Origin of the sequence: Pseudomonas cremoricolorata DSM 17059 = NBRC 16634, assembly GCF_000425745.1 — a bacterium.
Taxonomy (GTDB): Bacteria; Pseudomonadota; Gammaproteobacteria; order Pseudomonadales; family Pseudomonadaceae; genus Aquipseudomonas; species Aquipseudomonas cremoricolorata.
The window spans coordinates 124,064-149,103 of the sequence record NZ_AUEA01000007.1 but is presented as its reverse complement, the minus strand read 5'-3'; the positions used below and the strand labels follow the sequence as shown (position 1 = coordinate 149,103).

Below are 25,040 nucleotides of genomic sequence, written 5' to 3'. Positions count from 1 at the left end.
CGATGAAAGCCCATGAAATCGCCTATGGCCAGCGCCTGCTGCGCGGCCAGGCGCCCTCCTACGAACGCCTGCAGGCGCGTCTGGCCGGTGACGGCAGCGAGCCCCATGACCAGCCGCGGGCCTTGCATTGTGGCTGGGGGCGACTGCTGATCGGTCACACCTACCCCGACCCACAGAGCCTGGCCGAAGCCTTGCAGCAGGAATGCCCCGGCGAGCGCGACATCGCCCTGTACGTGGCCGCGCCGCAGCAGGTGCTGGCGCAGGCGCCGCATCAGTTGTTTCTCGACCCCTCCGACACTTTGCGCCTGTGGTTCAGCGACTACCGCCAGGCGCAGCGAGTGTTCCGCGGCTTTCGTATCCGCCGGGCACAGAACGAGGCCGACTGGCAGGCCATCAACGCCTTGTACCAAGCCCGCGGCATGCTGCCGATCGATCCCGAGCGCCTGACCCCGAGGCACCTGGGCGGGCCGGTGTACTGGCTGGCCGAAGATGACGACAGCGGCGCGGTGATCGGCAGTGTGATGGGCCTGAACCATCACAAGGCTTACGCCGACCCCGAGCATGGCAGCAGCCTGTGGTGCCTGGCGGTCGATCCGCAGTGCAGCCGGCCTGGCGTCGGCGAGGTGCTGGTGCGCCACCTGGTCGAGCACTTCATGAGCCGCGGCCTGGCGTATCTCGACCTGTCGGTGCTGCACGACAACCGCCAGGCCAAGCGCCTGTACGAAAAGCTTGGTTTTCGCAACCTGCCGACCTTCGCCGTCAAGCGCAAGAACGGCATCAACCAGCCGCTGTTCCTCGGCCCCGGGCCACAGGCCGAGCTCAATCCCTATGCGCGGATCATCGTTGACGAGGCCCACCGCCGCGGCATCGAAGTGCAGGTCGACGACGCCTCGGCCGGGCTGTTCAGCCTGAGCATGGGCGGGCGCCGGGTGCGCTGCCGCGAATCGCTGAGCGACCTCACCAGCGCCGTGAGCATGACCCTGTGCCAGGACAAACGCCTGACCCAGCACGCCCTCGAGCAGGCCGGCCTGCACGTGCCGGTGCAGCAGTTGGCCGGCAGCGCCGACGACAACCTGGCGTTTCTCGAAGATCACGGCGCGCTGGTGGTCAAGCCGGTGGACGGCGAGCAGGGCCAGGGGGTGGCGGTCAACCTGAGCACCTTCGACGAGCTGACCCAGGCAGTGGAACAGGCGCGGCGCTTCGACAGCCGCGTGCTGCTGGAAAGCTATCACCCAGGGCTGGACTTGCGCATCGTGGTCATCGCCTACGAGGTGGTCGCCGCGGCCATCCGCCATCCGGCGCAGATCATCGGTGACGGTACCCACTGCATCAAGGCGTTGATCGAAGCGCAGAGCCGTCGTCGCCAGGCCGCTACCGGTGGCGAGAGCCGCATTCCGCTGGACGAAGAAACCGAACGCACCCTGCACGCCGCAGGCTTTGACTACGACAGCGTGCTGCCGGCCGGACAGACCTTGGCCGTGCGCCGCGCCGCCAACCTGCACACCGGCGGCACGCTGGAGGACGTCACCGAACGCCTGCACCCGACCCTCGCCGATGCGGCCATCCGCGCCGCCCGCGCCTTGGATATTCCGGTGGTCGGGCTGGATTTGATGGTCGCCGACGCCAGCCAGCCGAATTACGTAATCATCGAAGCCAACGAACGCGTGGGCCTGGCCAATCACGAACCGCAACCCACTGCCGAACGCTTCGTCGACCTGCTGTTTCCGCACAGCCGCGCCCTGACTTGAACGCTGTACAAGGAGACCTGGACATGTCCGAACGACATCCCGAGCCCGATCTCGACTACATGAAACGCGTGCTGCTGGAGATGCTCGCCATCCCCAGCCCCACCGGCTTCACCGACACCATCGTGCGTTACGTGGCCGAACGCCTGGAAGAACTCGGCATCCCCTTCGAACTGACCCGGCGCGGCACCATTCGCGCCACCCTGCGTGGGCGGCAGAGCTCCCCGGACCGTGCCGTTTCCGCGCACCTGGACACCATCGGTGCCAGCGTGCGCCAGGTGCAGGACAACGGCCGCCTGGCGCTGGCCGCGGTGGGCTGCTGGTCGAGCCGTTTCGCCGAAGGCAGCCGCGTCAGCGTCTTCACCGACACCGGTGTGCTGCGCGGCAGTGTGCTGCCGCTGATGGCCAGCGGGCACGCCTTCAACACCGCCATCGACCAGATGCCGGTGAGCTGGGATCACATCGAAGTGCGCCTGGATGCCTACAGCACCACCCGCGCCGATGCCGAAGCGCTGGGCATCAATATCGGTGACTTCGTCGCTTTCGACCCGCTGCCGGAATTCACCGACAGCGGCCATATCAGCGCCCGCCACCTGGACGACAAGGCCGGCGTCGCCGCCTTGCTGGCAGCGCTCAAGGCGGTGGTGGAAAGTGGTCAGCAGCCGCTGATCGACTGCCACCCGCTGTTCACCATCACCGAAGAGACCGGTTCTGGCGCGGCGGGTGCATTGCCGTGGGATGTCAGCGAATTCGTCGGTATCGACATCGCCCCGGTGGCCCCGGGCCAGGCCTCCAGCGAGCACGCGGTGAGCGTGGCAATGCAGGATTCCTCAGGGCCGTACGACTATCACCTGTCGCGTCACCTGCTGAACCTGGCAGCCGAACAGGAACTGCCGGTGCGCCGCGACCTGTTCCGCTACTACTTCAGCGACGCCCACTCAGCGGTGACGGCCGGGCATGACATTCGCACCGCACTGGTGGCGTTCGGCTGCGATGCCACCCATGGCTACGAGCGTACCCACATCGACAGCCTGGCAGCCTTGAGCCGCCTGCTGACCGGCTACCTGCTCAGCCCGCCGGTGTTCGCCAGCGATTCGCAGCCGGCCAGTTCGTCGCTGGAGCGCTTCAGTCATCAGCTCGAGCACGACGCGCAGATGGAGAGCGATACCCGCGTGCCGGCCGTGGACAGTCTGGTCGGCAACAAGGCGTGATTCCTACGCGGTGATTCGGGCTTTCGCGTACGATGGCCCGAATCTTCACTCACCGCTGCTGACCTATGCTGATTCCCTACGAGCACCTGCAAGCCGAAACCCTCACCGCGCTGATCGAGGACTTCGTCACCCGCGACGGCACCGACAATGGTGACGACACGCCGCTGGAAACCCGCGTACTGCGCGTGCGCCAGGCTCTGGCCAAAGGCCAGGCGTTCATCCTTTTCGACGTCGAAAGCCAGCAGTGCCAACTGCTGGCCAAGCATGACGTGCCACCAGAACTGCTGGACTGAGCGCTCAGCGCCGCGAGCGCTCAGGCCCCGAACCGTCTGACTGCTCGCGCTGGCGCTGCGCGCGGATGCGCTTGAACACCTCGCAGCGGTGCACCTCGACATGCCGCGGCGCCTCGACCCCCATGCGCACCACGCCCCGGCGCAGGTCGACCAGCTTGATGGTGATGTCGTCACCAATGACGATGGACTCGCCCACTTCCCTCACGAATACCAGCATGGCGCACTCCCGCAGCGGTGAAAAAGACCGCAGACTGCCGGGGAGACGTTGCCCTGCCAATGGCATTGGTCGATTCAGGAATCTTCCTACAACGGCTGGTAATTTGCCTTACGTCCGAAGCCTACAGCCCCTCGCCTCCACGCCCCTTGCCACGCATCTTCACCGCCATGTCAGCCATGTCCGCATACAACCGCTCGGGCGCCTGGCGTTTGAGTTGCCAGGCGGCGCGGCCGGCTTCGTGGGGCAGGATGAGGAATTCGCCGGCCTGGACGGCCGCATGGATGTAATCGGCCACCTGCGCGGCGCTGATCGGTGAGCTGTCCAGCAGTTTGCCCACCTGGGCCTTGAGTGATGGATCGGGGCCGCGGAAGGAGTCGAGCAGGTTGGTCTGGAAGAACGATGGGCACACCACGTGCACGTTCACCGACAAGGACTCAAGCTCGACCTTGAGGCTTTCCGACAACGCCACAACCCCGGCCTTGGCGACGTTGTAATTGCTCATGCCTGGCCCCTGCATCAGCGCAGCCATCGAGGCGATGTTGATGAGCGTGCCGTGGCTGCGCTCGAGCAGCGGCACGAAGGCCTTGCAGCCCTTGACCACGCCCATCAGGTTGACCGACAGCTGCCAGTCCCAGTCGTCCAGGCTGAGTTCGGTGAAAAAGCCGCCAGAGGACACACCCGCGTTGTTCACCACGCAGTCGATGCCGCCGAACAGCGTTTCACAGCGCTGCGCCAGGGCCATGAGCTGGCTGTAGTCGCGTACGTCGCAGCGCTGGCAGAAGCCGTCTGCGCCGAGCTCGCGCACCTGCTGCAAGGTCTGCTCGGCGCGGGCCTGATCGATGTCGGCCAGCGCCACACGCCAGCCCTCGCGGGCCCAGCGCAGGGCCATTTCGCGGCCAAGTCCCGAGCCTGCGCCGGTGATCATGATTCGTTTGTGCATGAAAGGCCTCTGGCTGCTCGAAGGGTGCGCGGCAGTCTAGCCAACATCGACGATGCGCCTGCGATCGATCAGAACGGTGAATGCGCGGACATGAAAGCCAACATAGTGCAAAGCAAATAAAACTTTGTTCATGCCCCGCCAGTCGGAATTTACAAGCGGCCAGCAGTGGGGTGGATACGAAAGGTCGCCGTGCAGTGTGAACACTGTTCGCCGACCTTTCGTACCCACCTGCGACCGCCGGACGTTCCACGCTCATTACCTATTCGCTCACGCAAGGATTCTTCCCATGACTACGATCCTCATCATCGTTCTGATTCTGCTGCTGGTGGGCGGCCTGCCGGTCTTCCCACACTCGCGTTCGTGGGGCTACGGTCCGTCCGGCATCATCGGCGTGATTCTGGTTGTTCTGCTGATCCTGCTGCTGCTCGGCCGCATATGACCGTCGCCCCCGACCGCCTGGTCGGGGGCCAGTCACGGCGTCGCCCCTTGCGCAGCCTGCTCTGCCAGGCTGCGTTCAAGGTCTTCCATAGCCTCGGCCAGCGCCTGCACCGCACCGTGTAGACACTCCCACCCTGCCCCTTCTGCGCAACTGCGCTCGACCAGCTCGCAGAGCATGGCCAGATGCTGCGCCCCGGCAATTCTCGCCCCGCCCTTTATACGATGGACCAGATCGGCCAGTGCCGAGCGGTCGTGTTCGCCCAGCCGTTGCAATCGCTGCAAGTCATCGCGATTGCTTTGTCGCAAGTCGCGGGTCAGCGCCTGCAAGGCCGAGCGATCAGGCCCCACCAACTGGTGCAGATGCGCCATGTCGAACGACACTGGCGTGGCGGTTACCGGCGCCTGACTCGCCCCAGCGACCTGTCCTGCGCCCAGCGCCCGCACCAGACTGCCCAGTGCCAAGGGCTTGAACAGGCAATCATCCATCCCCGCCGCGCGGCAGCGCAGCCGCTCTTCAGGCAACGCATTGGCCGTGATACCGAGCAAGCGACAGGCCGGCAGCGCGCGTCGGCGTTCGTGTTCACGCATCGCCCGCGCCAGCGCGTAACCGTTCAGCCGCGGCATGTTGCAGTCGCTGATGACCACATCGAACGGCTCCTTGAGCCACACCCGCAAACCTTGCGCACCGTCCTCAGCCACCCGCGCCTGGTGCCCGAGGTAATCGAGCTGCTGGGCCAGCAACAGGCGATTGGCCGGGTAGTCGTCGATCACCAGCACCTTGAGCGGCGCCGCAGCGGCCGGCTGCGGCTGCACGTCGCCGGCTTCGCTCGATGACTGCTCGGCCAGCCAGGGCAGATCCAGGCAGATGCTCACTTCAGTGCCCTGCCCCAACTCACTGCGCAATTGCAGGTCACCGCCCATCATCTGGCACAGGCTGCGGCTGATGCCCAGGCCCAGACCGCTGCTGCAACGCGGCGACTGCTGCTGGTTGCTGGCCTGGCGAAACGGCTGGCCAAGCTGCGCCAGTTCATCGGCGGCGATGCCCACGCCGCTGTCGCACACCTGCAACTGCACGGCCAGGCGCTGGTGCTCGGGCAGCGCCCGCAAGCGCACCTCGACCCAGCCGCGTTCGGTGAACTTGATGGCGTTGCTGAGCAGGTTGGCCAGCACCTGCTTGAAGCGCACCGGGTCGAGCAGTACGTCGCTGTCGACCACACCCTGGCAATGCAGTCGCAGTTGCAGGCCCTTGCTGCGCGCCTGCTGCTCGAACAGCTGCAGCACCCGCGTCACCTGCTCGCGCAGGTTCACACGCTGCGGCGCCAGTTGCAGCTGTCCCGCCTCGATGCGCGAGACATCGAGAATGTCGCCGATCAGCTCCAGCAGGCTGCGTGCGGCCTCGGCCGCGACCTCCAGCGCCAGGTGGTCGAGCGCGCCTTGCTCAGCCTTTAGCTGGGCCAGTTCAAGCATGCCGAGCATGGCATGCAAAGGCGTGCGTATTTCATGGCTCATGGTGGTGAGAAAGCGCGTCTTGGCCTGATTGGCCCGGTCGGCGGTCTGCTTGGCCTTGCGCAGCTCCACTTGCAGGCGCCCCAGGTAACGAATCCAGGCAATCGCCAGCGACAACAACGCCAGCACCGTGGCAAAGCCCAGCACGATCCGCCCACGGTAGCGCGGCCACAGGCCGTCGCTGACGATCAGCGGATTGCGCCAGCGGCGCACCAGCAGTTCGCTGTCGCGCGGCGACAAGCTCAGCAGCGCCTTGTTGAGGATGCCTTGCAACTCGACCGCGCCACGCCCGCTGGCCAGGGCGAAATGCGCCGGGGCCATGGGCAGGCTGGCGCTGATGCGCAGTCGCCCCGGATACCAGCGGGCGATCAACGAGCGGGCATCATCGTAGGTCAGCACCGCGGCGTCGACCTGCTCGCGGGCCACGGCGTGCAAGGCGGCCAGCGGTCCGCCAAAGGTGTGCAGGGCGAGCGTACCGCCCTGCTCTTCGAGCAACGACTGCACGGCGCTGCCCCAGACCACTGCCAGGTTGCCCCCGCGCAGTCGCTCCAGGCTGTCCGGAGCCTGAGCTTCGTCGCGAGTGACCAGCACTCGCGAAGCACTCAGGTAGGCACGGCTGAAGGCCAGGCGCGATTCCAGCGCCGGGCTGCGCGGCACGCCGGCGATCAACTGCGCCTCGCCTCGGGCCAGTGCCTCGCTCATCTGCCGCAACCCGGTGCCGGTCTGGACCTCGAACTGCAAACCGCTGCGCTGGGTGATCAGCTCCAGCACATCCAGGCTCAGGCCACGCAGTTGGCCGTCGCCATCACGAAAGCTCAGCGGCACCATGTGTTCGTCGACCAGCACCTTGACCCGAGGGTTGGCCTGCAACCAGCGCTGTTCGGCAACGCTCAACTGCACCGGCGGCGGCAACGCTGTCTGGCCCGCCGCCGGACTCCAGCGGTCGCGAATCTGCGCCTGCTGCTGGTCATCGATGCTGTTCAGGGCCTGGTCGACCAGCGCCGGCAGCGGCGAATCCTCATCGAGCATGGCAAAGCCGATTTCTTCTTCCGGCAGCCGCGCAGCGCCAGCCTCCTGCACGCCGTCGAGTGGACTGCGCGCCAGCAGAAAGCGCGCGTTCAGGCCACTGCCCAGATAGGCGTCGGCCCGCCCCAGGGCCAGTGCGGCCAGGGCGCTGAAGGCGGACGGATGGCTGCGCACCTGGGCGTTGGGGTAATAGGCGCTCAGTTGCGACAGCGGTCGATAGCCGTCCACCGTCACCAGACTGAACGGCCGAGCAGCAGCGATCGACGCCTGCGCCGCAGAGCCGCGGGTGATCAACAACGGTTGGTCACGGGCGTAGCCACGCGACAGGCGCAAGCCGGCCTGACGAGCCTGGAAGGCTGACACCGACGCCAGCAGGTCGAGCCTGCCGCCATGCAGCGCCTCTACGGCAGCGTCGAAGCTGTCGAACACTTCGACGCGCATTTCCATGCGCAGGTGCTCGGCCACCAATCCGGCGTAATCGGCGCTGATGCCCTCGTATGCCTGACCAGGGCCGAGAATATCCAGCGGTGGGTTGTCCTGCGCCACCACACCCAGACGCAGCGGACCATGGGCCCACAGCCAGCGCAGCAGCTGCTGCTGCGGCTCGCTGTGGGGGCCTGCGAAGCTGGCCCGCGCATGCAGCCAGGGTGAACTGCCGGCCTGCACGCTGCACGCCATGCACAGCAGAGCCAGCAGCAGGCAGACACAGAAGCGTTTCACGGGTCTGCGTCAGACCAGTTGATGGCGACGGGCAAAGTCCGCCAGGTCGATCAGCGAACTGACCCGTAGCTTTTCCATGAGCCGGCTCTTGTAGGTGCTGATGGTCTTGTTGCTGAGCAGCATGGTGCTGCCGATTTCCTTGTTGCTCAGCCCCCGGGCCAGATGTTGCAGCACCATCAGTTCACGGTCGGTAAGCGCCGCGATGCACTGCGCTTCGCTGCTGCGCAGGTCATGGCTGTTCACCGAACTGAGGGTCACTTCGGGGAAATAGCTGTAGCCCGACAGCACAGCACGAACCGCCTTGAGCAGCTCGCCCAGATCATCGGTTTTCGCCACATACCCCGCAGCACCGGCTTGCAGACAGCGCAGTGAGTAGGCCTCGGGCAACAGTGAGGTCAGCACCACGGCCTTGGCCGGGTTCTCCATGGCCTTGAGCCGAGCGATGACCTCCAGGCCATCGAGCCCTGGCATGGCGATGTCCAGGATGATCACGTCCGCAGCCTGTTCACGGGCCAGACGCAGCGCGTCGATGCCATTGTCCGCCTGACCGACCACCTCGATACGGTCCTGGCGCAACAGCATGCACACCGTGGCGCGAATGAAGGGATGGTCATCGACCACTACAGCCTTGTACATGAAGCCTCCTCGCTGCAGCAGTGGTCTCAGAGTTCGGCATCGAACATCAGCGTGACCTTGCCGCTATAGCGTTCCCCGGCCCGCTCGAGCATCGGCCGAAGGTCGGCCTCGACCACTTCGAAATGCACCTGGCCCGGTCCATTGCTGGTATAGACGATCGGTTCCAGCTCCAGCGCGGCGCTGCTCCCGGTCGGCACAGGCACGCGATTGATGCCCTGCCATCCTCCCTGGCGTATGCCCCAGGGCATGGTTACCCGCACCTCTACCGGCACGTCCTCACCGCGACGATTACGAATCGCGCAGCGGTCACCAGCGTCGAATTCACAGAGCTTGTAAACCCGGAACGGACCGGACGACCACAACCGCAACGACTGATCGCTGGCAATCCTGGGGGGCACTCGGCCACCGTCGAGCCAGGAGCTCCAGCCGCCTGGTGGCTCGAGCACGGCGTGCTCGAAGTTGGCGCCGAACTCCACGCGAAACCCGTGCTGTACGTCGACCACGAGGTTGACCACCAGCTCGTTGTCGCTGAGGCTGCTGACCCGATCACCGAAGTCGAAATCGCCTCCCACGCCAAAGGAGTAACGCACGGTGCCGGTGTAGCGTCCGGATTTGAAGCGGTAGGGAGGCGGCAGGCTGACGGTGTAGCCCAGGTTCAGCTCTGACACATCGACGATTTCCTCCTGGCCATAGGTGCTGTAGCGCGGCCGCGTAGCGCACGTCCCAGGAGGTTGGGTGTAGTACCAACGGGTAATGTATTCGTTGCTCGTTGACCATACCCCCGGCTGTATGTTGCAGGTGCCCGCGACTCGAGTGGCAGCCACAGCAGGATTCTTGTCCCGGTCAGGACTGCTGACTCGCTGCCCAATCCGTGTGAAGGTCAGCTGTACAGGCTGCTGCTCACCGCTCTGCTCATGCACCAGATAAGCCTGGCGCGGGCCTGGCAACGTGCCATAGAACTCATCGCGCGGCACGTTCCGGGAAACGATGGTCAGCTTGGTGTAATTCATGGGCGCGCTGAACGTCGTCACATTTCGACAGAAGGCCGGCATGAGCGTGCAGGCAGCGGCCGGCACGGTGGTATGCGCGAACTGAGCGGCCTCGCCCCCCCTGTACTCCAGACTGACCGTGGCCTCCACCGCCTGGGCCAGGGAAAGCGGTACCAGCGACAGCAGCACGATGAGCAGCGTCAGCCCGCGTATCACCAAGCGTTTCATGCCTGCACCGTGACTTGCTGACGCTGCTCGCCTTCCTGCAGCTCGAACTGAAACACGCCCCCTGGCTTGCCTTCGATGACCCGACTACGCCCGGGCAGCACGTGATGCTTGGTGGCCGGGCCGCATGCCTCGTTCGCCGTTTCACAGGCGCGCAGGTGATCGAGCACGACAGTGCTGTTGCCACCGTTGAACACCGTCAGCCTGCCTGCGGCACCCGTGCTGCGTGTGGCATAGCGCGGGTTGGCCGGACGCACGAACAACAGCGAGCCGTATCCGGCCAGCACGTTGACCCCGGCTTTGAGGCTGTCACGGTAGGCCTGGGCCTGGGCCTGATCGACCGAGAAGCCGTCGTCGACCTCGGGCAGTACCGGAATGAAACGTACGCGAAAGTAGCGCTCTGCCGTGCGCTCGCCACGGTAGAGGAAACGCACCGACTGCAAGCCGCGCGCCGGCACGATCAACCGCGCGGGACTTACCACCAGCCCGCGTTGCTCCAGGGCCAGCGTATCGAGGTTGACCTCGCGGGCCTTGCCGGTTTCGTCGTAGACCAGTTCGGCGGCGCTGATCTTGACGAAGGCGGTGGTGTCGCCACCATTGCGCACACGCTTGAGCAGGGTGCTCTTGTCGTGCTCGATATAGTTGTACAAGCCGCCGATATTCAGCTCTGGGCCGGCATACGCCGACATCGGCAAGCAGGCGGCCAGCAGCAGGCAACGGACAGTTCTGAGCATCATGACCTCAATGGCTTTGATAGTGGCTAATTAGTATCAACGGTTACGGATGGATAAATACTTCCAAACTGCGAACAAGAACCTTCCTACGCCGCGAACAGAAACGTCTGACGGACGCCCCCCAGTTGTGCCCTGTCGCCACGTGCACACCCGTGCCACTCACGACCCCTCACGAATGCGGCTCACCTGCGCACCGGCCAGGCCATCGCTGACGCAGCGCTGGTCACCGGCCATCAGCACGTCGTTCTCGCGGGTCAGGCGCTCGGGCGAAAGGCTCAGCAGGCACAACGCATTACCGGCAAGGCGCACCTCCAGCACCGGGGTCGACTCGCTCATTTCCACGGCGAAGTAGCCGCCCGGCTCGGTGACGCTACGGCTGGCGTGGTTGATCAACTGCGCACCGGCAAGCCCGGCGCCCTGTTCATCGACCAGGCGGCCCAGCACGGTCACGGTGCGCATCACCCTCAGTTGGCGGTACTCGACGCCGCCACGGTTGAGGTGATAGTCGAAGCCATTGGGCTGGATCACCGCCGAAGGCGCCTGACTGTCCATGAAATCGACCTGCACCAGGCCTGGGCGATACGCCGCCACCGGCAGCACGTTGCGCCCGGGGTGCAGGTAGGCGCTCATGCCCTGGAAGTCATCGGCGCGCAGTTGCAGGTCGTCGATATCGGTCTCGACATCGACGATCAGCCCGGCCTCGTGGCCCAGTTGCTGGCCACTGGCAGCCAGCTTGCCGGCGCCCACGGCGACCACGCTCTGCAGGTTCAGGCCGGCACTCAACTCACCGTTGTAGGACGACTGCTGCACGTAGGCATCGCCATTGAGTTGCTGGCTCTCGAATTGCGCATTGCCGCCGAAGCCGGCGCCATAGCGGTCGACGCTGGCGGTGGCGCCCAAGGTGCGCACGGCGCCGTAGTCGACGTCCTGCTGATAGGCCAACGACAGATTCTGGTCACGCCCGCCACTGCGCGACGTACGGCTGCCCATGGTGGCCGCCAGTCGCCGCCCGGAGCTGCCCAGGCTCATGCTCAGGCTCAGGTTGACGCCGCGATTGCGCGCGTCCCCGGTGCTGGCGCTGCCGGGACGGTCGAACACCGAAAAGCGCCAGTTGGCGTCCGAGCCACCCAGGGTGCCGAACTGCGTCCAGCCAAGGTCCACGCCCAGGCCGTCGGCAGTGCCGCTGCTGTGCGACAGACGCAGGGTCGCGGTGCTGCGTGCGCTCAGGCGCTGGCTCAGCGACAGCGACGATTGACTGACTTGCTCCTGACGGGCCAATGGCCCTCGCTGGGTGCGGCTGGGGCTGGTCCAACTGCGACTGTGGCTAAGCACCACCGAGCCGGCGTCGTGGTTGAAGATGCCTTGCAAGTCGTAGCCATTGCCCAGGTCATCGGTCTTGTTGAGGTTGGCATACACCTTCAGTCGGTCGCGCACGTCCCAGTCCAGCGAGGTGGCGTACTGCATGTGGTCGTCCAGGTGCTGGGCCGACCAGCCGACCACTGCGCGCGGATGCAGCAGGTAATTGAAGATCGCCCCGCCGCTGAGGCTGTCGTGCTCGGTATCGTCCCAGTTGCTCAGGGCACTGGTCTGTTGGCCGACGAACAGGTTGTAGCGCCAGCGGTTCTGGCTGTTGCCCCAGTTCGACGGCTTATAGATGAAGGCCTCGCTGCGCGAGGTTTCCTGGCCATCCTCGATCAGCCGCACTTCGACCTGGTAGATACCGGCCGGGAGCACGCGAGTGTCCAGAGTCTGCAGGCCCGGCTGTACCGGCTGACTGTTGATCAGCACCCCGTTTCGATAGATCTCGGCAATGCCCTGGCGGTTGGGGGTGACATACACAGGCGTACTGCTGGGCTGACCATTGTCGACCAGCAGACTGTCGCTGCTGCCCAGCATCAGCCCCAAGGTCGTGTCCGGGCTGTTGCCCAACAGCCGCGGCTGGCGGGTCAGGCCCTGGGCGCTGGGGGTGAAGTAGCCCAGGCGGTAGAAGCGCTCGTCCACCAGGCGCTCGGCGTACAGCTGATCGAGTCGGTAACGGGTCGACTCGCGCTGATCGCTGCCACGGTCGAACTGCGCATCGGCCAGAGCCGTCCAGTTGCCGACGCTGCCTTGGCCCTGCAGCGCATAACGGCCGCTGGTATCGCCGCCGTTACCGACAAGATTGAGCTGGTTGCGCAGCAGCAGGCCGTAGCTGCCGCGTTCCGGCAAAGGATGGTAGAGCGCTGCTGCCCCTTCCTGCTCGACCGCGCGGGTGAGCAGCGACAACTGTGAGTTGACCAGGCTGTAGTGAATGGCGGTCAGGCCATCGGGACACTCGACGTGGCACTCGCCCAACGGCAGGCCCTCGGCCAAACGAGCCTGCCAACGGCGACGCTGCGCGGCAGGTTCACGGCTTTCCTGAATATCGGTGAACTCCAGCAGTTGCACCCGCTCGTCACGGCTGAGCACCACCATGGCATCGCCCAGGTAGCGGCCGTCGAGTTCGACCCGGACTGCCAGTGGAACCTCGAAAAAGTGGGCTTCGAATTCGCGCGGCAGCCCTTGAGCTTGCGCCAGCGTGCCCAGCGTCTTGGGCGCATCGTTGCCTGAAGCTGATCCTGCATACAGCCCCAGGGCGACGGCCAGCAGCAACCAGCCAGTCGTGACGAAGGAGAGGAATCGGCTCATGACCTTGCCTGCAAGCAATGCCCTCCCCCACCTGTGGACGATGGCCGCAGGTGAGGTTGGACACGGGGGATTGAAAAAGCGTCGTGCGGTAGCAGGTCAAGGCGTGTCGGTTTCGAACATCATGCTCACCAGACCCTGGTAGTTACCTGGGGTGAACGTCCCATTGGCCGGCGTCTTGGCAGTGATGACGAAATCCATCGTCGTGCCAGGGAGGGCCTGAGCAGCGGTGAGAATTTCTTTCGAGGTGGTTTCCAGGTCAGTGGTGCCTACCCTGACATTCAGGTCGATGGCATCCAGACCACTGGTCAGTACCGGCGCATTGAGCAGGTAGCCGGTAATCGGTCCGACAGAGCTCTTGGCCTGCAACTGATGCCGAATTTCACCGAAGGTGGAGCGGGTCGGGTTCCATGGCAGTTCCTGAGGATCGTTCATCCAGTCGCTGACCGGCTCGACGTAGAAGGCGGCAGTGGGTACGACGGCCGTGACCATGACCTGTTTGTCGATCGGGTCAACAGCGAAGGCAGATCCAGTGACCATCAGCGCCAATGGAAGGGCAAGCAACGAACGTTTCACGAATGTATCTCCTTGGGTAAAACCGGAAGGCTCCGGCGAGCAAGGAGAGTATTCAGGCTTGGGTCGAGGGGATGAGTCAGACCGCTCCGACAGGGCTTCGGAAATTTCCCAGCGTAGGCCGCCGAATATACCCAGACACGACAACGCCCCGGCAAGCGGGGCGTTGTCGTCCTAGGATGTCAGCGGATCAGTGCGATACCGCCCCACTGGCCCCAAGGCCGGTCTGCGAGCGGACGAACTGCGGGTAGAACAGCGCACGTTCGTTTTCTGCAGCCGCCGACTTGTCGGTGACCGAGAAGAACCAGATGCCGACGAAGGCGATCAGCATCGAGAACAGCGCCGGGTACTCGTACGGGTAGATGGCCTTTTCATGACCGAGGATCTGCACCCAGATGGTCGGGCCGAGCACCATCAGGCCCACTGCGCTGATCAGCCCCAGCCAGCCGCCGATCATGGCGCCGCGGGTGGTCAGCTTCTTCCAGTACATCGAGAGCAGCAGTACTGGGAAGTTGCAGCTGGCGGCAATCGAGAACGCCAGGCCGACCATGAAGGCGATGTTCTGATTCTCGAACAGAATGCCCAGGCCGATGGCCAGCACGCCCAGCGCTACGGTGGTGATCTTCGAGACGCGGATTTCATCCTTGTCGTTGGCCTTGCCCTTGCGCCAGACGCTGGCGTACAGGTCGTGGGACACCGCCGAAGCACCGGCCAGGGTCAGGCCTGCGACCACCGCAAGGATGGTGGCGAAGGCCACCGCCGAGATGAAGCCGAGGAAGATACTGCCGCCCACGGCATCGGCCAGGTGCACCGCCGCCATGTTGTTGCCACCGAGCAAGGCGCCTGCGGCGTCCTTGAAGTCGGGGTTGGTGCTGACCAGCAGAATCGCGCCGAAGCCGATGATGAAGGTGAGGATGTAGAAGTAGCCGATGAAGCCTGTGGCATACAGCACGCTCTTGCGCGCTTCCTTGGCGTCGGAAACGGTGAAGAAGCGCATCAGGATGTGCGGCAGGCCAGCGGTGCCGAACATCAGCGCCAGACCCAGCGAGAACGCCGAGATCGGATCCTTGACCAGGCCACCCGGGCTCATGATCGCTTCACCCTTGGCGTGCACCTTGATCGCCTCGGAGAACAGCGTGTTGAAGTCGAAGCCCACGTGCTTCATCACCATCAGCGCCATGAAGCTTGCGCCGGAAAGCAGCAGCACCGCCTTGATGATCTGCACCCAGGTGGTAGCGAGCATGCCGCCGAACAGCACGTACATGCACATGAGGATGCCGACCAGAATCACTGCCACATGGTAGTCGAGGCCGAACAGCAGCTGGATCAGCTTGCCGGCACCGACCATCTGCGCGATCAGGTAGAAGGCCACCACCACCAGCGAGCCGGAGGCCGACAGGGTACGGATCTGCTTCTGCCCGAGGCGATAGGAGGCCACGTCGGCGAAGGTGTACTTGCCCAGGTTGCGAAGGCGCTCGGCGATCAGGAACAGAATGATCGGCCAGCCGACCAGAAAGCCGATGGAGTAGATCAGGCCGTCGTAGCCGGAGGTGAACACCAGCGCGGAAATACCCAGGAACGAGGCTGCCGACATGTAGTCGCCGGCAATCGCCAGGCCGTTCTGGAAGCCGGTGATGCGCCCGCCGGCGGCGTAGTAGTCGGCCGCCGACTTGTTGCGTTTCGAGGCCCAGTAGGTGATCCCTAAGGTGAACAGCACGAAGGCCAGGAACATGGCGATGGCTGAGACGTTCAGCGGCTGCTTGTGCACTTCGCCGGTCAGGGCATCGGCGGCCAACAGTGCCGGCGCGAACAGCCCGGTGCCCAGCAGCGCGAGTGATTTGCCGTAGCGCATCATTGCTGGGCCTCCTTGAGGATGGCGTTGTTCAGGTCGTCGAATTCGCCGTTGGCGCGACGCACGTAGATGGCGGTGAGCACGAACGCCGAGACGATCAGGCCGACCCCGAGCGGGATGCCCCAGGTGACGGACGAATCAGGGCTGATCTTGGCACCCAGCAAATGCGGGCCATAGGCGATGAGCAGGATGAAACCGCAGTAAAGGCCGAGCATGATGGCCGAGAGAATCCAGGCAAAACGCTCGCGCTTGCGCACCAGCTCCTTGAACCTCGGGCTGTTCTGTATCGATAGGTAAATGCTGTCGTTCATTGTTTTTGTCCTAGCAGCACAAAGTAGGGAAAACCCGATTCAACTTTAGGCCCGCCGCGCCAACCAACCAGACGACCTTAGTCTTAGATGAAACAGTGTCTTGCACGCTGAGTAACAAAGCGCAGCGCCAAATGCCCACGGCATGCACCCTGTGGCGGCTCTGGACTGCGACGTCTCGCCACTGCGACCATGGTCGGAACTGACGTCGATCGTGCGACCTGCCAGACTTCGCTGATCGCTTCAAACGCCCACTTCTGCCCCCGGAGTCGTCATGTCGTTGTCCAGCGGGCTGATCGCCGTCGTCGCCCTGGCCTATATGGCCATCATGTTCGCCATCGCCTTCTACGGTGATCGGCGTAGCACGCCGCTGCCGCCGCGCCTGCGCGCGTGGGTGTACAGCCTGTCGCTGGCGGTGTACTGCACCAGCTGGACATTCTTCGGCGCGGTGGGCCAGGCCGCTGAACAGCTGTGGGCGTTCCTGCCGATTTACCTGGGGCCGATCCTGCTGCTGATCTTCGCGCCCTGGGTGGTGCAGAAGATGGTGCTGATCAGCAAGCAGGAAAACATCACCTCGATCGCCGACTTCATCGCCGCGCGCTACGGCAAGTCGCAGTCGCTGGCGGTGGTGGTGGCGCTGATCTGCCTGGTCGGGGTGCTGCCGTACATCGCCTTGCAGCTCAAGGGCATCGTGCTCGGCGTGAACCTGCTGATCGGCGCCAACGCCGATGCCACCGGCACCCGTGTGCAGGACACCGCGCTGGTGGTGTCGCTGGTGCTGGCAGTGTTCGCCATCGTCTTCGGCACGCGTAGCCTGGATGTGACCGAGCACCACCGCGGCATGGTCCTGGCGATTGCCTTCGAATCACTGGTCAAGCTGCTGGCGTTTCTCGCCGTGGGCATCTTCGTGGTGTTCAACCTGTACGACGGCTTCGACGACCTGTTCACCCAGGCGCGCCAGTCGGTGCAGCTCGACAATTACTGGCAAGAGACCATCAACTGGCCGTCGATGGTGGTGCAGACCTGCGTGGCGATGATGGCGATCATCTGCCTGCCGCGGCAATTCCACGTCACCGTGGTCGAGAACATCGACCCGCAGGATGTGCGCATGGCGCGCTGGGTATTCCCGCTGTATCTGGCGCTGGCGGCGCTGTTCGTGGTGCCGATCGCCCTGGCCGGGCAGATGCTGCTGCCCGGCACGGTGATGTCCGACTCGTTCGTCATCAGCCTGCCGCTGGCCGAAGCGCACCCAAGCCTTGCCCTGCTGGCGTTCATCGGCGGCGCCTCGGCGGCCACCGGCATGGTCATCGTCGAGGCGGTGGCGCTGTCGACCATGGTTTCCAACGACATGCTGTTGCCCTGGCTGCTGCGCCGCAACAACGCCGAGCGCCCCTTCGAGGTGTTCCGCCACTGGATGCTCTCGGTGCGCCGGGTGACCATCGTGGTCATTCTGCTGCTGGCTTACGTCAGTTATCGCCTGCTCGGTTCCACCGCAAGCCTGGCCACCATCGGCCAGATCGCCTTCGCTGCGGTCACGCAGCTGGCGCCGGCGATGCTCGGTGCGCTGTATTGGAAGCAGGCCAACCGCCGCGGCGTGTTCGCGGGGCTGGCGGCGGGCATCTTCCTGTGGTTCTACACCCTGGTGCTGCCGATCACCGCGCACAGTGCCGGCTGGTCGCTGGCGCTGTTCCCCGGCCTGGACTGGCTGCACGGCAACCCGCTGAACCTGCCGATCAGCCCGCTGACCCAAGGCGTGGTGCTGTCGCTGGCGGGCAACTTCACCCTGTTCGCCTGGGTCTCGGTGCTGTCGCGCACGCGGGTTTCCGAACACTGGCAGGCCGGGCGCTTCATCGGCCAGCAGAGTAGCCCGCGTCCGGGCAGCCGCTCGCTGCTGGCGGTGCAGATCGACGACTTGCTCAACCTGGCGGCACGTTTCGTCGGTGAAGAGCGCGCGCGGCACAGCTTCGAGCGCTTCGCCGACCTGCAAGGTAAATCCTTCAACCCCAACCAGAACGCCGACGGCGACTGGATCGAGCACACCGAACGGCTGCTGGCAGGGGTGCTCGGCACCTCCTCGACCCGCGCCGTGGTCAAGGCCGCCATCGAAGGCCGCGACATGCAGCTCGAAGACGTCGTGCGCATCGCCGATGAAGCCTCAGAGGTGCTGCAGTTCAACCGCGCGCTGCTGCAAGGCGCTATCGAAAACATCAACCAGGGCATCAGTGTGGTCGACCAGAACCTGCACCTGGTGGCCTGGAACCGCCGCTACCTCGAGCTGTTCAACTACCCCGACGGGCTGATCAGCGTCGGTCGGCCGATTGCCGACATCATTCGCTTCAACGCCGAGCGCGGCCTGTGCGGCCCTGGCGAAGCGCACGTGCACGTCGCGCGTCGGCTGCACTGGATGCGTCAGGGCCGCGCCCACACCTCCGAACGGCTGTTCCCCAATGGCCGGGTGATCGAACTGATCGGTAACCCCATGCCCGGTGGCGGCTTCGTCATGAGCTTCACCGACATCACCCCGTTCCGCGACGCCGAGCAGGCGCTCAAGGACGCCAATGAAAGCCTCGAACAGCGGGTCGCCGAACGCACCCACGAGCTGTCGCAGCTGAACCAGGCGCTGTCGGAGGCCAAGAGCCAGGCCGAAGCGGTCAGCCAGTCGAAGACGCGCTTTCTCGCCGCCGTCAGCCACGACCTGATGCAGCCGCTCAACGCCGCGCGGTTGTTCTCGGCGGCGTTGTCGCAGCAGGAAGAGGCCTTGAGCGACGATGCCCGGCAACTGGTGCAGCACCTGGACAGCTCGCTGCGCTCGGCTGAAGAGCTGATCAGCGACCTGCTGGATATCTCGCGTCTGGAAAACCGCAAGATCACCCCGGACGCCAAACCTTTCGCCCTGAGCGAGCTGTTCGACACCCTGGGCGCCGAGTTCAAGGCGCTGGCGGCGCAGAAGCAGCTGGAGTTCCGCCTGCGCGGCAGTCGCCTGCGGGTGCACAGCGACATCAAGCTGCTGCGCCGGGTGCTGCAGAACTTCCTGACCAACGCCCTGCGCTACGGCAAGAGCCCGATTCTGCTCGGTGCGCGGCGGGACGGCGAGCGGCTGTGGCTGGAGGTGTGGGACCGCGGCCCGGGCATCGCCGACGATAAACTGCAGGTGATTTTCCAGGAGTTCAAACGCCTGGACAGCCACCAGACCCGCGCGGAAAAGGGTCTGGGCCTGGGCCTGGCGATTGCCGATGGCCTGTGCCGGGTGCTGGGCCATCCGATCGAGGTGCGTTCGTGGCCGGGCAAAGGCAGTGTGTTCCGCGTCGGCGTGCCGATTTCCCACGCCCCGGCGGCGCTGGCCAGCACCCCCGGCGAGCAGGCCGGCCAGCCGCTGGCCGGTTTGCAGGTGCTATGCGTGGACAACGAAGAGAGCATCCTGGTGGGCATGACCAGCCTGCTCAGCCGCTGGGGCTGCACGGTGTCGACCGCCGCCAACCGCGCGCAATGCCAGACCCTGCTGGCCGATGGCCTGCGCCCACACCTGGCGCTGGTGGACTATCACCTGGACGACGGCGATACCGGCACCGAACTGATGGCCTGGCTACGCACCCGTCTGGGCGAGCCGGTGCCGGGGGTGGTGATCAGCGCCGACGGACGCAGCGAGACCATCGCCCAGGTGCATGCGGCGGGCCTTGACTACCTGCCCAAGCCGGTCAAGCCGGCAGCGCTGCGGGCGTTGCTCAATCGCCATCTGAGCTTGGTGCACTGACCCCTTCGCTGGACAGCGCGCGCTCGAGCAGGTCAGCCGGCAGGCTCTTGCTGGCGCGTGCGCCGAGCAGCTTGAGCTGCTCGCTGCGGCTGACCAGGTTGCCACGCCCCTCGCAAAGCTTGTTGCGCGCTGCCGCGTAGGCTTTGTCGACCTGTTGCAGACGATTGCCCAGTTCGTCGAGGTCCTGGATGAACAGCACGAACTTGTCGTACAGCCAGCCGGCGCGCTCGGCGATCTCGCGGGCGTTCTGGCTTTGTCGCTCCTGCTTCCACAGGCTGTCGATGACCCTCAGAGTGGCCAGCAAGGTGGTCGGGCTGACGATGACGATCTGCCGGTCGAAGGCCTCTTGGAACAGGTTCGGTTCGGCTTGCAGGGCGGCGGAGAACGCCGCTTCGATGGGGATGAAGAGCAGCACGAAATCGAGGCTGTGCAGGCCTTCGAGACGGTTGTAATCCTTGCCGGACAGCCCTTTGACGTGATTGCGCAGCGACTGCACGTGCTGCTTGAGCGCAGCCTGGGCGCTCTTCTGGTCGGGGTCGCTGACGTATTGCTGGTAGGCGGTGAGGCTGACCTTGGAGTCGACGATCACTTGTTTGTCGCCCGGCAGCATGATCAGCACATCGGGCTGGAAACGCTCGCCATCGGCGCTCTTGAGGCTGACTTGAGTCTGGTACTCGCGCCCCTTTTCCAGCCCGGCGTGCTCGAGCACCCGTTCGAGAATCAGCTCACCCCAGTTGCCCTGGGTCTTCTGCCCTTTGAGCGCCTGGGTGAGGTTGGTGGCTTCATCCGACAGACGCTGGTTGAGCTGTTGCAGACGCTCAAGTTCCTTGCCCAGCGAGAAGCGCTCGCGGGCCTCTTGCTGGTAGCTGTCCTCGACACGCTTTTCGAATGCCTGAATGCGCTCCTTGAGGGGGTCGAGCAGTTGCCCGAGGTGCTGCTGGCTGGTCTGAGCGAAACGCTGCTCGCGCTCGTCGAAAATCTTCGTGGCCAGCTCGGCGAACTGCGCACGCAAGGTATCGCGGGCCTGCTGCACGTCCTCCAGGCGTTGCTGATGGTTGTCCTGTTGCTCACGCAGCTCGGCTTCCAGGCGCGCGGCCTGGGCATCCAGACGACGTAGCTCAGCCTCGCGGTTGTTGCGCTCCAGGCTCCAGGCGTGGGCGGCGTCGCGGGCGTTGTCACGCTCGATCTGCAGCAACTCGACCTCGCGCTGCTGGGCGGCCAAGTTGGCCTGCTTCAGCGCATTGGCTTCACTGAGGTCGCTGATTTCGTCGCGGCTGGCCTCGAGCTGCGCCTGCAAGCCCTCCTGGGCCAGTTGCGCCGCAGCCAGACGCTCTTGGGCGAGGGTCTGCGCGGCCTGGGCGCTGCTCAGGCGGCGTTGGCTCTGCCAGGCCCAGCCCAGGCAAGGTAGTGCGGCGACGATCAAGCCCAGCAGGATGCTGGCCATATCCACTGCCATGACGACTCCGAATGCAGGTTGGCAAAAGCCGCCAGCTTATCAGGTGCGTTGCTGCCCTGGCCGGGGTGATCAGTCCTCGCGCAGCTCGGCGTAGACCCGCTGCGCCTGGGCATCGCCCGCACGGGCGGCCTGGCGCAGCAACTGGTGGCCAATGCGCCGATCGCGCGGGCTGCCGCAATCACGGCACAACAGTTGCCCCAGACGGCTCTGCGCCACCACCACACCCTGGCGCGCGGGCTGCTTGAGCAGGCGGCCGGCCAGGTGCTTGACCTTGGGTTTGTGCCCCAGGTGCGGGCTATCGAGCAGCCACAGGGCAACCTTGAGGGAAAAGCGTTTGCGCACAGGTGCAGCCGAGGCTGCGGGGGACGGGTGTTTATCGCGGGAGATCATCAGCGCACAGCGTTGGTCATTTCGAAAAGCGCGCCACTCTACTCTTTTTTTTCCACGAGGGCCCGACTGGATTCGATGAAATTTTGCGAAAGGTCTGATGATCTTTTCTTGACGTTTCCGCGATTGCCTCGCATCGCTGTCAAGGTGAAGCTCAACCCCTGCCCTGTCATGGAACGGTCAAGGTGCCCGTCCTAGAGCAAGCGCACGCGACAATCCACAGAAGCTGTGGATAACTCAGTGGACAACCCCCCTGAAGACCCCGCAAACCCTTATGGGCTGGGGCTTGCAGTCAAACTGACGATTTTTTCACCAGCCAAAAATAGTGTTTTTATTCATTGACTTAAGCAGGCAGTCAAGTCATTGGCGATGGCGCCAGGCGCTGTTGCAGGGCTTTTACAGCCTGCACAGCCAATGTGTACAAGTATTGACTGAAGGCAGCACAAAGTGCATTGCACGGGCGCTTGCTGCAACCAGGCGACACGGGGCGTGACTTCCCAACAGCGGGTTTTGCCGGCATACTTGCCGGCTTGCCTGAACGGGAAAATAATCCTTGCAGGGCAACGCTTCCTGTTGTAAGGTGCGCCTCGTTAGTACCTAAGCAGAACGTCAATTCCCGCCATATCGTCCACACGACGATGTCCTTGCGACCACCTGTCACCTTAGACAGCCTCGCTGAAACCAGGACAGGCCCACGATGATTCGCCAACGCAGCCAACGGCCTCGCCAGCGCGAATCGAATGAACAATTGATCGGGATCTTCTCCAGCGGCCTTTACCTGAGCCCTGATGTGTTGCCCGCCTTCCGAAGTACCTACCAGTCAGTCCAGCGCACACCTATTTCAGCGCCCAGCTGACTGCTCTTTGTTCCAGCCAGGTTTTTCGCCGTTTAATAATGGCGTCACTGGAACGTTTCTATAGTGCACGGATCGAATCCCGTGTCTTGAGCAGGAACCTCAAAAAAATGACAAACCATCACCATATCCAATCCGCCTTTGGGACCCTTTCCCAGGCATTCGCACCCCTCAAGTGCCTGATCGTTGCACCGCGCAAGGACAGCTTCAGCTTCACCTTGGTCGACGAGAACGGCATTGCTTGCCATAGCGAGCGCCTGTACGCCGAGCAATACAGTCAGGCTGCGCCGCTGCAGGCCGTGATCGAGCGTACGCGCCAGTCGCTGACCGCATGATCCGCCTATATCTGGTCATTCACCCCCTGAATACCAGCCTTCGCTAACTGCCTGATGCATCGCGGGTTAATCGCCAGCGGGCATATACCCCGCAGCATCGGGCAGCAATCGATTTAAAAACAGCCCTTTACCTCATGATTCTCACACTACACTTCAACTCGAGCGGTGCTCGCCGCTTCCGACGGGCCTGACTCTTCTCCTGCTGCCAAGCCCCAGCGCCCGTCGGTCATTATCCAGTGCGAGGGCATCATGGGTATCGCCGCCAAAGAGCTGAGCCAGTACGTCATCCGACCGACCCTAGTGTACCTCGACCGTCATTGCGCCAGCGCCGAAGCCCTGCTGCTGGGCGTCGCTGCAAGCCAATCGGCACTCGGTGCAGCCCTGCATGGTCGTCGCGGCCACGGCCTGTACCGAATCGACGAGAGCCGCCACACCACCTTGTGGGACCACTACCTCGCCGAGGATCCCGAGCGCGCCAGCCTGGTTCGCGGCCTGGCCAGTCAGCACGCCTTTCTGCGCGGTCCGCACCTGGAACTCACCGTCAACCTGCGTTACGCCACTGCCATCGCGTGGATGCTCATCGAGGAGCAGGCCACGCCCCTGCCGGCTGCCGACGACATCGCCGGCCTGGCACGCATCTGGCGACAGACATTCAACCCCCACGGCCGCCTGCGAGACTTCGCCGAGGCGTGGGACAGTTGTGTAAAGAAGAAAGCATCACCCGTACTTTAGGAAGCGTCCTACAACCCAACAGGAACGGGGTGTCTTCTGGTCGGATTGTCCTACAAAAATAGCCTAACTTCCGCGATATGAGCGCTAGCGCGGCCTGAGTTTTGTTGGTAGCTTTTCGCCCCGGAGATCCCTAGGAGTTAACTAATAATGAAAAGAGTAATGCTCAAAACCTCCCTCGGCATGGCAGTGGCATTGGCCTCTACCCAGCTGTTCGCCGCCGGCTTTGCCCTTAACGAACAAAGCGTCAGCGGCATGGGCACGGGGTTTGCGGGTCGTTCTTCTTCTGCCGAAGATGCCAGCACCGTCTACGGCAACCCGGCCGGCATGTCGCGCCTCAAGCGCCAGCAGGTCACCGTCGGCGGCGCCGCGGTCATCGCCAAGACAGACATCTCCGGCCCAGGCAGCAACTTCGGTGGTGAAACCGACGGCGACATGGTGCCGGTAGTCGGTGTACCGATGGGCTACTACGTCAAACCCATCGACGATCACTGGAGCGTCGGTTTCGGCGTGTACGTGCCTTTCGGCCTGGTCACCGACTACGGTAGCGATGACGCTGCCCGCTACTGGGGCAAGAAAAGCCACGTCGAAGTGGTCACCTTCCAGCCTACCGTCAGCTATGCCTTCAACGACCGCGTGTCGATCGGCTTCGGCCCGACCATCAACCGTATCCGCGGCGAACTGGGTTCCAGCCTGCTCTCTCCGCCCGTGCCGGGCACCACCGACGGCGAAGTGAAGATCAAGGGCGACGACACCGCCGTGGGCTACAACGTCGGCCTGTTGGTCCAGGCCACCGATCGCACCCGCGTCGGCCTGACCTACCACTCGATGGTCGACTACAAGCTCGAAGGCAAGACCCGTGTCAGCACGCCGCTGATCGGCCCGTTCAACGGCAACAAGTTCGACGCGTCGTTGAAGATCAAGACCCCGGAATCGGTCGACCTTTCGGTCACCCACGAACTGGATGATCAGTGGACCCTCTACGCGGGCAGCACCTGGACCCGCTGGAGCCGCCTGAAAGACATCACCGTGCAGAACGATGTCCCAGGGCCGTTGGTTGGCTCCGCGTTCGAGACCATCAAGGAAGATCAGAACTGGCACGACACCTGGGCCCATGCCATTGGCGCGTCGTACAAGGTCAACAAGGAGTGGGTACTGCGTACCGGCTTCACCGTCGACCAGTCGCCGACCAACAACCACGACCGCTCGCCGCGCATTCCTACCGGTGATCGCAAGATCTTCAGCGTCGGCGCCGGCTGGAGCCCGACCGAAGACATGACCGTCGACGTCGCCTACTCCTACCTGTGGGAAGAAGACACCAAGGTCAACCAGGTCAGCGCCACCAAAGGCAGCTACCAGGCCAAGTACGAAAACAGCGCCCATGGCGTAGGTGCATCGCTGACCTACCGCTTCTGAGTCACCGCCGCTGATGATCAAGCCGCCCACAGGGCG

19 protein-coding genes and 1 pseudogene are annotated in these 25,040 nt (G+C 64.2%); 8 read left to right on the top strand and 12 right to left on the bottom strand.

The genetic code is table 11. The features are described from left to right. The first annotated feature begins 2 nt into the window (after positions 1-2). From ngg to H618_RS0109340, 3 genes are all read left to right on the top strand, one after another. The gene (ngg, locus tag H618_RS0109350) at positions 3-1,748 is read left to right on the top strand and encodes an N-acetylglutaminylglutamine synthetase (RefSeq protein WP_028694826.1); all 1,746 of its coding nucleotides are present in this window, start codon (positions 3-5) and stop codon (positions 1,746-1,748) included. Between the two features lie 23 nt (positions 1,749-1,771). Continuing rightward, entirely contained in the window at positions 1,772-2,956 is a 1,185-nt protein-coding gene (locus tag H618_RS0109345) for an osmoprotectant NAGGN system M42 family peptidase (protein ID WP_028694825.1), read from the top strand. A 65-nt stretch (positions 2,957-3,021) separates the two neighbouring features. Beyond that, positions 3,022-3,249: a YheU family protein gene (locus H618_RS0109340; protein WP_028694824.1), complete on the top strand. Its 228-nt coding sequence runs from the start codon at positions 3,022-3,024 to the stop codon at positions 3,247-3,249. Positions 3,250-3,253: 4 nt separating this feature from the next. Here the strand turns inward: H618_RS0109340 and csrA are convergent, their stop codons facing one another. Further along, on the bottom strand, positions 3,254-3,466 hold the full coding sequence (gene csrA, locus H618_RS0109335; protein ID WP_028694823.1) for a carbon storage regulator CsrA: 213 nt from the start codon (positions 3,464-3,466) through the stop codon (positions 3,254-3,256). Positions 3,467-3,587: 121 nt separating this feature from the next. After that, positions 3,588-4,406, bottom strand: a complete 819-nt coding sequence (locus H618_RS0109330) for an SDR family oxidoreductase (protein WP_028694822.1) — start codon at positions 4,404-4,406, stop codon at positions 3,588-3,590. A 286-nt stretch (positions 4,407-4,692) separates the two neighbouring features. Here H618_RS0109330 and H618_RS22395 point away from each other — a divergent pair, with 286 nt between their 5' ends. Then, the gene (locus tag H618_RS22395; RefSeq protein ID WP_033727585.1) at positions 4,693-4,845 is read left to right on the top strand and encodes a DUF3309 family protein; all 153 of its coding nucleotides are present in this window, start codon (positions 4,693-4,695) and stop codon (positions 4,843-4,845) included. A 32-nt stretch (positions 4,846-4,877) separates the two neighbouring features. Here the strand turns inward: H618_RS22395 and H618_RS21490 are convergent, their stop codons facing one another. The 8 genes from H618_RS21490 to H618_RS0109280 all read right to left on the bottom strand — a co-directional run bounded on the left by H618_RS21490 (position 4,878) and on the right by H618_RS0109280 (position 16,080). Beyond that, the gene (locus H618_RS21490) at positions 4,878-8,096 is read right to left on the bottom strand and encodes a transporter substrate-binding domain-containing protein (protein WP_033727583.1); all 3,219 of its coding nucleotides are present in this window, start codon (positions 8,094-8,096) and stop codon (positions 4,878-4,880) included. Positions 8,097-8,105: 9 nt separating this feature from the next. Next, on the bottom strand, positions 8,106-8,732 hold the full coding sequence (locus H618_RS0109310; RefSeq protein ID WP_028694821.1) for a response regulator transcription factor: 627 nt from the start codon (positions 8,730-8,732) through the stop codon (positions 8,106-8,108). A 26-nt stretch (positions 8,733-8,758) separates the two neighbouring features. After that, positions 8,759-9,949 (bottom strand): hypothetical protein, encoded by a 1,191-nt coding sequence (locus H618_RS22090; RefSeq protein ID WP_050577266.1) that lies wholly within the window; start codon positions 9,947-9,949, stop codon positions 8,759-8,761. Next, complete coding sequence (locus H618_RS0109300) at positions 9,946-10,680, bottom strand: molecular chaperone (RefSeq protein ID WP_154660640.1); 735 nt, start codon at positions 10,678-10,680, stop codon at positions 9,946-9,948. Before H618_RS0109300 ends, H618_RS22090 begins: the two co-directional genes overlap by 4 nt. 159 nt (positions 10,681-10,839) lie before the next feature. Then, the gene (locus H618_RS21485; RefSeq protein WP_050577265.1) at positions 10,840-13,347 is read right to left on the bottom strand and encodes a TcfC E-set like domain-containing protein; all 2,508 of its coding nucleotides are present in this window, start codon (positions 13,345-13,347) and stop codon (positions 10,840-10,842) included. A gap of 96 nt (positions 13,348-13,443) precedes the next feature. Next, the gene (locus H618_RS0109290) at positions 13,444-13,920 is read right to left on the bottom strand and encodes a CS1 type fimbrial major subunit (protein WP_028694818.1); all 477 of its coding nucleotides are present in this window, start codon (positions 13,918-13,920) and stop codon (positions 13,444-13,446) included. A gap of 187 nt (positions 13,921-14,107) precedes the next feature. Continuing rightward, positions 14,108-15,772 carry a cation acetate symporter gene (locus tag H618_RS0109285; RefSeq protein ID WP_028694817.1) on the bottom strand — a complete coding sequence of 555 codons (1,665 nt, stop codon included), beginning with the start codon at positions 15,770-15,772 and terminating at the stop codon, positions 14,108-14,110. Next, a complete protein-coding gene (locus H618_RS0109280; protein ID WP_028694816.1) occupies positions 15,769-16,080 on the bottom strand; it encodes a DUF485 domain-containing protein in 312 nt (103 codons plus the stop codon). Before H618_RS0109280 ends, H618_RS0109285 begins: the two co-directional genes overlap by 4 nt. Positions 16,081-16,351: 271 nt before the next feature. On the opposite strand from H618_RS0109280, the gene H618_RS0109275 reads away from it, so the two are divergent. Beyond that, positions 16,352-19,828, top strand: coding sequence for a hybrid sensor histidine kinase/response regulator (locus H618_RS0109275; RefSeq protein ID WP_028694815.1), 3,477 nt, complete (start codon positions 16,352-16,354; stop codon positions 19,826-19,828). Here H618_RS0109275 and H618_RS0109270 read toward each other — a convergent pair. Both H618_RS0109270 and H618_RS0109265 read right to left on the bottom strand, forming a co-directional pair. After that, positions 19,800-21,284, bottom strand: a complete 1,485-nt coding sequence (locus H618_RS0109270; RefSeq protein ID WP_028694814.1) for a DNA recombination protein RmuC — start codon at positions 21,282-21,284, stop codon at positions 19,800-19,802. The genes H618_RS0109275 and H618_RS0109270 overlap by 29 nt on opposite strands. 81 nt (positions 21,285-21,365) lie before the next feature. Next, positions 21,366-21,674, bottom strand: a pseudogene (locus H618_RS0109265) (sel1 repeat family protein); the annotation flags it as partial. A 960-nt stretch (positions 21,675-22,634) separates the two neighbouring features. Here H618_RS0109265 and H618_RS0109260 point away from each other — a divergent pair. The 3 genes from H618_RS0109260 (at position 22,635) to H618_RS0109250 (ending at position 25,004) form a co-directional block, all read left to right on the top strand. Then, a complete protein-coding gene (locus H618_RS0109260; protein WP_028694812.1) occupies positions 22,635-22,859 on the top strand; it encodes a hypothetical protein in 225 nt (74 codons plus the stop codon). Between the two features lie 249 nt (positions 22,860-23,108). After that, positions 23,109-23,591, top strand: coding sequence for a hypothetical protein (locus H618_RS0109255; RefSeq protein ID WP_028694811.1), 483 nt, complete (start codon positions 23,109-23,111; stop codon positions 23,589-23,591). A gap of 147 nt (positions 23,592-23,738) precedes the next feature. Next, entirely contained in the window at positions 23,739-25,004 is a 1,266-nt protein-coding gene (locus tag H618_RS0109250) for an OmpP1/FadL family transporter (RefSeq protein ID WP_028694810.1), read from the top strand. Positions 25,005-25,040 lie beyond the last annotated feature (36 nt).